This is a genomic window from Methylobacterium sp. WL64 (assembly GCF_008039945.1).
In the GTDB taxonomy this organism is placed as follows: Bacteria; Pseudomonadota; Alphaproteobacteria; order Rhizobiales; family Beijerinckiaceae; genus Methylobacterium.
In genome coordinates this window covers 1-10,650 of sequence record NZ_VRVA01000151.1, presented here as the reverse complement: position 1 = coordinate 10,650, position 10,650 = coordinate 1, and the positions used below count along the sequence as shown (strand labels likewise).

General features: G+C 67.5%; 8 protein-coding genes and 1 pseudogene. 8 read left to right on the top strand and 1 reads right to left on the bottom strand.

Annotated elements, in window-relative coordinates; all coding sequences use genetic code 11:
* The first annotated feature begins 298 nt into the window (after positions 1 to 298).
* From FV242_RS30150 to FV242_RS30140, 3 genes are all read left to right on the top strand, one after another.
* Positions 299 to 844: an RNA polymerase sigma factor gene (locus FV242_RS30150; protein WP_147909911.1), complete on the top strand. Its 546-nt coding sequence runs from the start codon at positions 299 to 301 to the stop codon at positions 842 to 844.
* 39 nt (positions 845 to 883) lie between these two features.
* Positions 884 to 1,945 carry a FecR domain-containing protein gene (locus FV242_RS30145; RefSeq protein ID WP_147941487.1) on the top strand — a complete coding sequence of 354 codons (1,062 nt, stop codon included), beginning with the start codon at positions 884 to 886 and terminating at the stop codon, positions 1,943 to 1,945.
* Between the two features lie 180 nt (positions 1,946 to 2,125).
* On the top strand, positions 2,126 to 4,621 hold the full coding sequence (locus tag FV242_RS30140) for a TonB-dependent siderophore receptor (RefSeq protein ID WP_246692958.1): 2,496 nt from the start codon (positions 2,126 to 2,128) through the stop codon (positions 4,619 to 4,621).
* Between the two features lie 232 nt (positions 4,622 to 4,853).
* Here FV242_RS30140 and FV242_RS30135 read toward each other — a convergent pair.
* Positions 4,854 to 5,290, bottom strand: a pseudogene (locus FV242_RS30135) (transposase); the annotation flags it as partial.
* A 158-nt stretch (positions 5,291 to 5,448) separates the two neighbouring features.
* Here FV242_RS30135 and FV242_RS30130 point away from each other — a divergent pair.
* The 5 genes from FV242_RS30130 to glnT all read left to right on the top strand — a co-directional run bounded on the left by FV242_RS30130 (position 5,449) and on the right by glnT (position 10,589).
* The gene (locus FV242_RS30130) at positions 5,449 to 6,132 is read left to right on the top strand and encodes an XRE family transcriptional regulator (protein WP_147941485.1); all 684 of its coding nucleotides are present in this window, start codon (positions 5,449 to 5,451) and stop codon (positions 6,130 to 6,132) included.
* A 100-nt stretch (positions 6,133 to 6,232) separates the two neighbouring features.
* Positions 6,233 to 7,141: a glutamine amidotransferase family protein gene (locus FV242_RS30125; RefSeq protein ID WP_147941484.1), complete on the top strand. Its 909-nt coding sequence runs from the start codon at positions 6,233 to 6,235 to the stop codon at positions 7,139 to 7,141.
* A 36-nt stretch (positions 7,142 to 7,177) separates the two neighbouring features.
* Positions 7,178 to 7,864 carry a GXGXG domain-containing protein gene (locus tag FV242_RS30120; RefSeq protein ID WP_147941483.1) on the top strand — a complete coding sequence of 229 codons (687 nt, stop codon included), beginning with the start codon at positions 7,178 to 7,180 and terminating at the stop codon, positions 7,862 to 7,864.
* 15 nt (positions 7,865 to 7,879) lie between these two features.
* On the top strand, positions 7,880 to 9,208 hold the full coding sequence (locus tag FV242_RS30115; RefSeq protein ID WP_147941482.1) for an FMN-binding glutamate synthase family protein: 1,329 nt from the start codon (positions 7,880 to 7,882) through the stop codon (positions 9,206 to 9,208).
* 73 nt (positions 9,209 to 9,281) lie between these two features.
* Positions 9,282 to 10,589 (top strand): type III glutamate--ammonia ligase, encoded by a 1,308-nt coding sequence (gene glnT, locus FV242_RS30110; protein WP_147941481.1) that lies wholly within the window; start codon positions 9,282 to 9,284, stop codon positions 10,587 to 10,589.
* The last annotated feature ends 61 nt before the right edge of the window (positions 10,590 to 10,650 follow it).

Genomic DNA, 10,650 nt, shown 5'->3' with positions numbered 1-10,650 from the left:
CTTCTTGCCAGCGTCAAACTCGCCGCCGTCCGGGTCTGGATGCGAACTTTATGAGTCCGCGCACTAACTTGAACCTTGGAGCACCCTGTGGGGGCCGATTACGCTCACTGGCGACCTCACATGAAAGCTTCTTCGCGATCGAAGTACCGCCGCCGATTGATCAACTTGAACGTAGAATAAATATAAACTGATGCTACGCTCTAACGTGTAGCTTTTATGTTCTTGCCAAATGGCGTGTCTCCAGGATACGCGATGACGTTGCTTAATTGCTCCGGCGATTTGTCGCTGGCAGAGGTCGATGGCTGTCGTCACTCCTTCGCGCGAGGCGCGCGCAAGTCATTTAGCGAGACTTTATCGTACCCATTGTAAAGCCTTGCTGCGCTTTCTGGGTCGGAAGGTCGGCCAAAACGATGCGTCGGATTTGGCGCACGAGGCATTCCTCCGGATCGCACATTCGGGACATAGCCAGACACGTCTCCACAACGAGCGCGCCTTCCTGTTTCAGATCGCAGCGAACCTGGTCCTCGACCACAAGCGTGCGCAGTTGCGCCATTCTCGCATCCTCACGGCCATTGAGATAGACGAGCTCTTGATGGTTGCCGACGAGACGCCGGGCCCGGAGCAGTTCGCTCAGTCGCGTGGTGAGGTGCAGGCTCTCGACGCGGCACTGCACGAATTGCCTCTCCGGCGCGCCGAGGCCTTCCGGCTCAGCCGGATCGAAGGTCTAAGTCACGCATCCATCGCCGCCCGTCTTGGCGTATCGCTCCGCACCGTGGAGGCAGAGGTCAGGATGGCTCTCGATCATTGTGCCGACCGCCTGCGATCTGGACGATCGCCGGATTGATCGCGGCGTCGTCCTGATGACAATGGTCCCCGGCATGGAATGCCCTTCAGGAGATCGCCTGAAACGCTCGCGGCAAACGGCGAGAGACGAATGAGCGCGCCGGATGATCATGGCGGGCCGTCCGCCGACAGGGACCGATGCATCGCGCAGGACGCACACGCTTGGGTGGTTCGCCTGACGTCAGGCACCGCGACGCAGGACGACGCACAGGCGCTTGCCGCCTGGCGCTCCGATCCGGAGCAGGACGCCGCCTTCCGGGCTGCAGCAGGACTCTGGAAGCAGGCGGGCCACGCCCTTGCCGGCCCAGCGCGCGCGCCTGCCAGCCGCGGTGACCTGCTGGCGATGACCCGGCGCCGCATGCTCCGCCGGGTGGCCGCGGGAGGGATCGCATCGGCCTCGATCGCCGCCGGCGCGACGCTCGCGTTGCGATGGCCGGTGCTGAATGCGGCCTATCGGACAGGAACCGGTGAGATCCGAACGGTGGTCCTGTCGGGCGGCATCCGCATCGAGCTGGATGCCGAAACCGCCCTGGACGCCCGCCTCGACGACGAGGGACACGACATGGCCCTGCAGGCGGGCTCGGTCGCTGTCACGGTCCCGGCCAGCGGTACGGCGCTCATCCTGGGCGCAGGCCGGGGGCGCCTCGTCACCGATCCGGGTCGGCCCGCGGAGTTCATCGTGCGCTGCAGGCCGAGCGAAGGCCTCTCCGGTTGGGTCGGCGGCCTGGACGCCGACATGTCCTGCCTGTCCGGCGCCGTCACGGTCGTTCCCGCCGCGGGAGCGCCGACGACGCGCCTCATGGCGGGACAGGAGATCAGGATCGGGCCGGATGCGCGCGGCGTTCACCCCATCGACGTCGCCCATGTGGCGGCATGGCGGCGTGGCCTTCTCGTCTTCCGCGACACGCCCCTGTCGGAGGTCGTGGACGATCTCAACCGATACCGCCCCGGTCGGATCGTCCTGGCCGGTTCGGCGGCCGCCGCGAGACGCGTGACAGGGATTTTTCATCTGGCACGTCCGGAAGAGGCCCTCAGCAGCATCCGCACCGCGCTCGCCCTCTCGGAGGTGCGGCTCGGCGACCGGCTCGTCATTCTCCGCTGAGGTCGGCGAGGCCGGCGCGGGAGCCATTGGGTTTTTTTGCGGGCTCGTCACCCGGGGCACGTCTGAAGAGTCAGGCGGGCGATCATGACCCGCCGGGCCGCGGTTGCAAACCGCGCGGGGACGGTGGGGCGAATGACGGTGCAAGGACGCGGGGCGAACCGGACGGGGAATGGCTGTCGCATGGTCATCGGATTGAGTGGTGTCGCGGCGTTGGTGCTCGCCATTCCGACGCCGACCTCGGCAGCCATCGACCATGCGGCGCGGGACGGGACGGCCATCGGCGCGCGGATCACCCGCATTGCCGCAATCGTCGCGGACGCGGACGCGGACGAGACCCTGGATTTCGCCATCGCGGCTCAGCCCCTGGACGAGGCCCTGGCGGCCTACGGAGCGATCAGCGGCGTCCAGTTGATCTACGACAGTCACGCGACTCGCCGGCTCCGCGCGACACCGATCACCGGACGCTACGACCGGGTGGAAGCGCTCCGCCGATTGCTCGCGGGTACGGGGCTGGTGCCGCAATTCACGGCGCAGCGCTCGGCGACCCTCGTGGGCATCGTCGCCGAGGTCGAGCCCGCCGGCATCCATGACGGCGGCGTCTTCTTGGATGCGCTGGAGGTGACCAGCGAAACCGCCGTCGGACCCACACATGGCTACGTCGCCCGCGGCAGCACGACCGCGACCAAGACCGGCACGTCGCTTCTCGAAACGCCCCAGGCGGTCAACGTCATCGGCCGAAAGGAGATCGAGGATCGGCAGGCGCAGAGCGTCAGCCAAGCGCTTCTCTACACGCCGGGGGTTCTCACCCAGTACGGCACGGACGTGCGCTACGATTGGCTCTACGTCCGCGGCTTCGTGCCCGGGCGCTACCTCGACGGGTTGCGCCTGCCGTTCGGTGCTCGCGGATACTCGCAGCCGCGCATCGAATCCTACGGCCTGGAGCGCATCGAATTGCTGAAGGGCCCGGCCTCGGGGCTCTACGGGCAGAACTCGCCGGGCGGTCTGCTCAACCTCGTCAGCAAGCAGCCGAGCGCGGTTCCCGTGCGTGAGATCCAGCTCCAGACCGGCAGCTTCGGACGCGCACAGGCCGCATTCGATCTGTCGGGTCCGATCGATCCGGACGGCAGAATCCTGTACCGGCTCACCGGCCTCGCGCGCACCACCGGCACCCAGGTCGACGATCTGGAGGAGGATCGGGTCTTCATCGCACCGAGCGTCACGTTCCGGCCGGATTCCGACACGTCGCTCACGATTCTCTCGCAATACCTGCACATCGATTCGCCCGGAGGCGGCGCGCCACAAGGCCTGCCGACGCTCGGCACCCTGTACACGAACCCGCGCGGGCGCATTCCGACCAGCCGGTTCATCGGTGAGCCGAACTACGATCGCTTCAAGCTCGACCAGGGCTTCATCGGCTACACCTTCGAACATCGGTTCAACGACGTCTGGACCGTGCGCCAGAACCTGCGCTTCGCCCATGTCGAAGCCGACACCCAGCGGGTTCAGGCCATCGGGCTCGGGGCCGACGGCCGCACGCTCTCCCGCTACGCCTGGGCCTTCCCAGAGCACTCGAACCTGTTCAACGTCGACAATCAGGCGGAGGCGCGCTTCTCCACCGGGCCCTTCGACCATACCCTGCTCCTCGGCGCCGATTACCTGCGCGAAGATGCGCGCTACGACGAATCGCAATTGCGGGTCGTCCCCTCGGTCAACATCTTCGCGCCGGTCTACGCGGGTACGGTCACCCGGCCGCCGCTGGGCACGCGGATCACGCAAGGCCGCAACCAAGTCGGCCTCTACACGCAGGACGAGATCCGCTTCGGCGGCTTCAGCCTCACGCTGAGCGGGCGGCAGGACTGGGCCGACGCCGTCACCCGCACCCGGACGGCAGCGACCGGTGCATTGGCGCGGGTGAAGCAGGACGATGCCGCCTTCACCGGTCGGGTCGGACTGAGCTATCTCTTCGACGGCGGCTTCGCCCCCTATGTGAGCTACGCGACCTCGTTCCAGCCGACCTCCGGCACGAACCGGCACGGCTCACCGTTCGCGCCCACCACCGGGGATCAGATCGAGGGCGGCATCAAGGTGCAGCCGACAGGAACGAACCTCCTGCTGACCGGGGCGGTCTTCGACCTGAGGCAGCAGAACGTGCTGACGCCGGATGCCATCGACTTCCGCTTCAATACCCAGGCCGGCGCGGCACGGGTCCGCGGGCTGGAACTCGAGGCCAAGGCGAGCCTGACCGACAGTCTCGACCTCGTCGCCTCCTATGCGGCCATGACCAGTCGATTCACCAAGGCGAACGCCGATGCGACGGGAGCCAGCATCGTCGGGAACGAACTGCCGTTCGTTCCGCGCCATCAGGCGTCCGTCTGGCTCGACTATACGATCCGGACGGGCGACTGGGCGGGCCTCGGCCTGGGAGCGGGCGTTCGCTACATCGGTGTTTCGGTCGGCGACAACGCCAATCTCTATCGGATACCGGTCGTCACGCTCGTCGACGCGGCCTTGCGGTATGATTTCGGGTATCGCTACCCCGCCCTGAAGGGCATCGATCTCGCGCTCAACGCGACGAATCTCTTCGACAAAACCTACGTGACGACGTGCATCGCGGCCACCGGGTGTTTCTACGGTAATAGGCAGACGATCCTCGCGACGCTGCGCTATCGTTGGTGACGGTCAGGAACATCGGCCGAAGAGCCCCGGCGGATCGTTAACTCTTTGGGGACGGTTCTGCGCGTCCTCGACGCGCAGAACTTTCTTACCCAAGACCCCGCTTGAGCATAATCAAGCCAGATCCGTCTCTCCATCTTGGCCCGCGCCAAATGCGCCGCTTCATGCGCGGCATGGGCATTGCCGGAGACGGCCAAACCCAGTCGACAACAACTGCTGGGTCAATCTTTCGCCCGAGAACAGCGCCGGTCAGCGCAGCCTCGTTGGGCAGCATAGTGGGCACGTAGCGTTGTGTGCCGCGGTGCTGACCGACGATCCCGCAGGCGTGACGTTCCAAGAGGTTATACTTCTCCTGGATGCCGTCCACCGCCTGCCTGCGTCGCTCGGGGGCTACAAGTTTCCCGAGGCGACGTCCGCCAGCACCTGCTTTTCCAACGATAGATCGCCTACGAGCCGGCGAAGCCGCGCGCGCTCACGCTCCAGATCCTTCATCTTCCTAGCCTGATCAACCTTCACGCCGCCGTATTCCTTGCGCCAGCGGTAGTAGCTCTACTCGGAGATCTCCGCCTCCTTGCATGCCATCGCCAAACTCTTGCCCTGGGCTGTCTGCACCTCAATCTGGCGCAGCTTCGGCCCGACCTGTTCCACGTTCGTCTTCTGACCTCGCCGCATGTCGGACTCCTTCGGTCCCAGCTGATCTTCTCAATCAGCCCAGTCCAAAGCCAGCCGGTCAGGTCATTTCTCCGATGGGTCGAAGCTTCCCGTTGACAGGCATCCGACGCCGCGGCAGGGCGGCCGGAGCCCGCGAGCGCCGAGGAGGGGAATCTGCCATGCCGTCAGGCTCGTCGAACCGGACGGCGGGGGAAGCCCCGGGACGTGCACGCGAGCCGGTCCTGTCTCAGGATCCGCACGCCGTCCGCGAACCGCGCGAGAACAACCTCGAACGGGCGATCGGCCACGCGGTGCGTGAGCGCCGGAAACGGCTGGGCATCACCTCCGCCGACCTCGCCGCGACCACGGGCCTGTCGCCCGGCATGCTCTCCAAGATCGAGAACGGCAACATCTCGCCGTCGCTGACGACGCTGCAACTGCTCGCGCGGTCCCTCGGAATGCCGATCACCGGCTTCTTCCGCGGTTACGAAGAGGTCCGCAACGCAGTCTTCGTGAAAGCCGGAGAGGGAATCGAGCTGGAGCGGCGCGGCACCCGGGCCGGCCATCAGTACAACCTGCTCGGCCATATCCACGAGAACACCAGCGGGGTCACGGTCGAGCCGTACCTGATCACGCTCACGACCGATTCGGACGTGTTCCCGACTTTCCAGCATACCGGGATGGAGTTCCTCTACATGCTGGAGGGCGAGGTCTTGTACCGGCACGGGGATCGGCACTTCCACATGCTGCCGGGCGACAGCCTGTTTTTCGATGCTGACACGCCGCACGGACCGGCGGAGCTGCTCGTGCTGCCGGCCCGTTACCTCTCGGTGATCGCCTATCCGCAATCCGGCACTGGCTGATCCCCCCGCGCATTCCCCGAAAGAAATTTTATTTCTTCGTGGTTGATTGCCGCCGCGAAGGCCGCCTATGCTCCAGGCGAACCCGCAACGGAGGTGGGCCATGTGCGGCATCGTCGGATTGTTCCTGAAGGACCCTGCCCTGGAGCCGCAGCTCGGCGCGCTCCTGTGCGACATGCTCGTCACCATGACGGACCGTGGCCCGGATTCGGCGGGCCTCGCGATCTACGGGGCGCCGATCCCCAGCCTGTCGAAGATCACCGTGCAATCGGCCCGGCCCGAGGCGGATTTCGCCGGGCTGGAGCAGCGTCTGGTGGAGGTCTCCGGCGGCACGGCGAGCGTGGCGGTGAAGAGCACGCACGCGGTGATCACCGTCGCGACCGACCGGCTCGACGCGACGCGGGCCGCGCTGAAGAGCCTTCAGCCGAGCCTGCGCGTGATGGGCGCGGGCGAGAGCGTCGAGATCTACAAGGAGGTCGGCCTGCCGAAGGACGTGATCGAGCGTTTCGGGATCGCCGGGATGTCCGGCACCCACGGCATCGGCCACACCCGGATGGCGACGGAATCGGCCGTGACCACGATGGGCGCCCACCCGTTCTCCACGGGCGCCGACCAGTGCCTCGTCCATAACGGCTCGCTGTCGAACCACAACAACCTGCGTCGAGCCCTGGCGCGCGACGGCATGGCCTTCGAGACCCAGAACGACTCGGAGGTTGCGGCTGCCTATCTCACCACCGCGATGGCGCGGGGGCGCGACCTCGGCGCGGCCCTGGCGGGGGCGCTGCAGGATCTCGACGGCTTCTTCACTTTCGTAGTCGGGACGAAATCCGGCTTCGGCGTGCTGCGCGACCCGATCGCCTGCAAGCCCGCGATCATGGCCGAGACCGACCGCTACGTCGCCTTCGGCTCGGAGTACCGGGCCCTCGTCGGCCTGCCAGGGATCGAGGCCGCCCGCGTCTGGGAGCCCGAGCCCGCGACCGTCTATTTCTGGGACCAGCGGCAGGCCGCCTGAGCCGTCCCCGCCGACCTCTCGTCACGGATCCTTCCGATGCCCGTCTTCGACTTGGCGGCCACGCCGCTGCGCGACCTGAACCAGGCCCTCCACGGCCTCGCCGCCGGTGCCAACGACACCGCCTTCGAAGTGCTCAACCCCCGGGGCCAGCACGCGGTGGCCGTGGGCATCGACGGTCCCGTCACCGTCACGGTGCGGGGGGCCGTAGGCTATTACTGCGCCGGCATGAACGACGGCGGCACCGTGACGGTGCAGGGCTCGGCCGGCCCGGGTGTGGCCGAGAACATGATGTCCGGCACCGTCGTGATCGAGGGCGACGCCTCGCAATATGCGGGCGCCACGGGCCGCGGCGGCCTGCTCGTCATCAAGGGCAACGCGGCCTCGCGCTGCGGCATCTCGATGAAGGGGATCGACATCGTCGTGCACGGCTCGATCGGGCACATGTCGGCCTTCATGGGGCAGTCCGGCTCCCTCGTGGTCCTCGGCGATGCCGGCGAGGCGCTGGGCGATTCGCTCTACGAGGCGAAGCTGTTCGTGCGCGGCGCCGTGAAGAGCCTCGGGGCCGACTGCGTCGAGAAGGCGATGCGCCCGGAGCATCTGGAGCACCTCGCGGTGCTCCTGAACCGGGCCGGGGTCACGGACGCCCGGCCGGAGGAGTTCCGCCGCTACGGCTCGGCACGCCGCCTCTACAGCTTCAACATCGACAACGCTGACGCCTACTGAGCGGGAGACCGGGCCATGACCTACCAGAACCCGCCGATGCCGCCGCGCAAGTCGGCGACCTTCGACGACCACACCCTAGCGGAGATCCGCCGGGCGGCGGCCACCGGCATCTACGACATCCGCGGCGGCGGCGCGAAGCGCAAGCTCCCGCATCTCGACGACCTGCTGTTCCTCGGCGCCTCGATGTCGCGCTACCCGCTGGAGGGCTACCGGGAGACCTGTGGGACCGGGGTCAACCTCGGCACGCGCTTCGCGAAGAAGCCGATCGCCCTAAAAATCCCGATCACCATCGCCGGCATGAGCTTCGGATCCCTGTCCGCCAACGCCAAGGAGGCACTCGGCCGCGGCGCGAGCCTGGCCGGCACCTCCACCACCACGGGCGACGGCGGCATGACCGACGAGGAGCGCGGCCATTCCGAGATCCTCGTCTACCAGTACTTGCCCTCCCGGTACGGCATGAATCCCCGGGACCTCCGGCGCGCCGACGCCATCGAGGTGGTGGTCGGCCAGGGCGCGAAGCCCGGCGGCGGCGGCATGCTGCTCGGCCAGAAGATCTCCGACCGGGTCGCCGCCATGCGCGACCTGCCCAAAGGGATCGACCAGCGCTCCGCCTGTCGCCACCCGGACTGGACCGGCCCCGACGATCTGGAGATCAAGATCGGCGAGTTGCGTGAGATCACCGACTGGGAGAAGCCGATCTACGTGAAGGTCGGTGGCGCGCGGCCCTATTACGACACCGCCCTCGCCGTGAAGGCCGGCGCCGACGTGGTCGTCCTGGACGGCATGCAGGGCGGCACGGCTGCGACCCAGGACGTGTTCATCGAGCATGTCGGCCAGCCGACGCTGGCCTGCATCCGGCCCGCCGTGCAGGCGCTGCAGGATCTCGGCATGCACCGCACGGTGCAGCTCGTGATCTCCGGCGGCATCCGCTCGGGCGCGGACGTCGCCAAGGCCATTGCGCTGGGGGCGGACGCGGTATCGATCGGCACCGCCGCCTTGGTCGCCATCGGCGACAACGATCCAGCGTACGAGGAGGAATACCGCAAGCTCGGCTCGACCGCGGGCGCCTACGACGACTGGCACGAGGGCCGCGACCCCGCGGGCATCACCACGCAGGACCCCGAACTGATGGCCCGCCTCGACCCGGTGCGCGCCGGCAGGCGGTTGGCCAATTACCTCAAGGTCATGACCCTGGAGGCGCAGACGATCGCGCGCGCCTGCGGCCACAACCATCTGCACAATCTGGAACCGGAGGATCTCGTGGCGCTGACCCTCGAGGCCGCCGCCATGGCCCGGGTGCCGCTCGCCGGCACCGATTGGTACCCCGGCAAACCGGGCTTCTAGTCCCTTCAACCCTGCCGGCCGCGCCGGGATGGGGCGCGGTCGGCTCTCGCCGATGCACGCTCAGGGGGCTGCCGTGACGACCGACCTTTCCACCTACGCCGCCGAGCACGGCGTGAAGTACTTCATGATCTCCTACACGGACCTGTTCGGCTGCCAGCGCGCCAAGCTGGTGCCGGCGCAGGCGATCGGGGGCATGCAGCGGGACGGGGCCGGCTTCGCGGGCTTCGCCACGTGGCTCGACCTCACGCCAGCCCATCCCGACGTGTTCGCGTTGCCGGATGCCGCCTCGGTGATCCGCCTGCCTTGGAAGCCGGACGTGGCCTGGGTCGCGGCCGACTGCACCATGGAGGATGTCCCTGTCGGCCAAGCGCCCCGGGTGGTGCTGAAGCAGCTCGTCGCGCGGGCCGCCGCCGAGGGGCTGCGGGTCAAGACCGGCGTCGAGGCGGAGTTCTTCCTGCTGACGCCGGACGGGGCGGCGATCTCCGATCGTCACGACCGGGCGGAGAAGTCCTGCTACGACCAGCAGGCGTTGATGCGCCGCTACGACGTGATCGCCGAGATCTGCGACCACATGCTGGCGCTCGGCTGGAGGCCCTACCAGAACGACCACGAGGATGCGAACGGCCAGTTCGAGATGAACTGGGAGTACGACGACGCCCTGGCCACCGCCGACAAGCACGCCTTCTTCAAGTTCATGGTCAAGTCGGTGGCCGAGCGGCACGGATTGCGGGCGACCTTCATGCCGAAGCCGTTCCCGGGGCTGACCGGCAACGGCTGCCATTGTCACGTCTCGGTCTGGAACGTGACGGGGACCGAGAACGCCTTCGCGGATCCGGACATGCCGTTCGGCCTGTCGGCCCGGGGACGGCACTTCCTCGGCGGAATCCTGCGGCACGCCCCGGCGCTCGCCGCGATCACCAATCCGACGGTCAACTCGTACAAGCGCATCAACGCCCCCCGCACGACCTCGGGGGCGACCTGGGCGCCCAACGCCGTGACCTGGACCGGCAATAACCGCACGCACATGGTGCGGGTCCCGGGGCCCGGGCGGTTCGAGCTGCGGCTGCCCGATGGCGCGGTCAATCCATATCTGCTCCAAGCTGTGATCCTCGCCGCGGGCCTCGACGGGCTGGCAACGACGGCCGATCCCGGGCCGCACAGCGATGTCGACATGTACCGAGAGGGCCATGTGGTCACAGGCGCCCCGCGCCTGCCGCTCAACCTGCTCGACGCCCTGCGCGCCTTCGAAGCCGACGAATCCCTGCGCGCGAACCTGGGGGACGCCTTCGCCTCTGCCTACCTCAAGCTGAAGCGCGGTGAGTGGGACAGCTACTGCGCCCATTTCACTGCCTGGGAGCGCGAGACCACGCTCGATGTCTGAGGTGGCAGTGGTGGCCCAGCATCCAGACCCGGACGGCGGCGAGTTTGACGCTGGCAAGAAA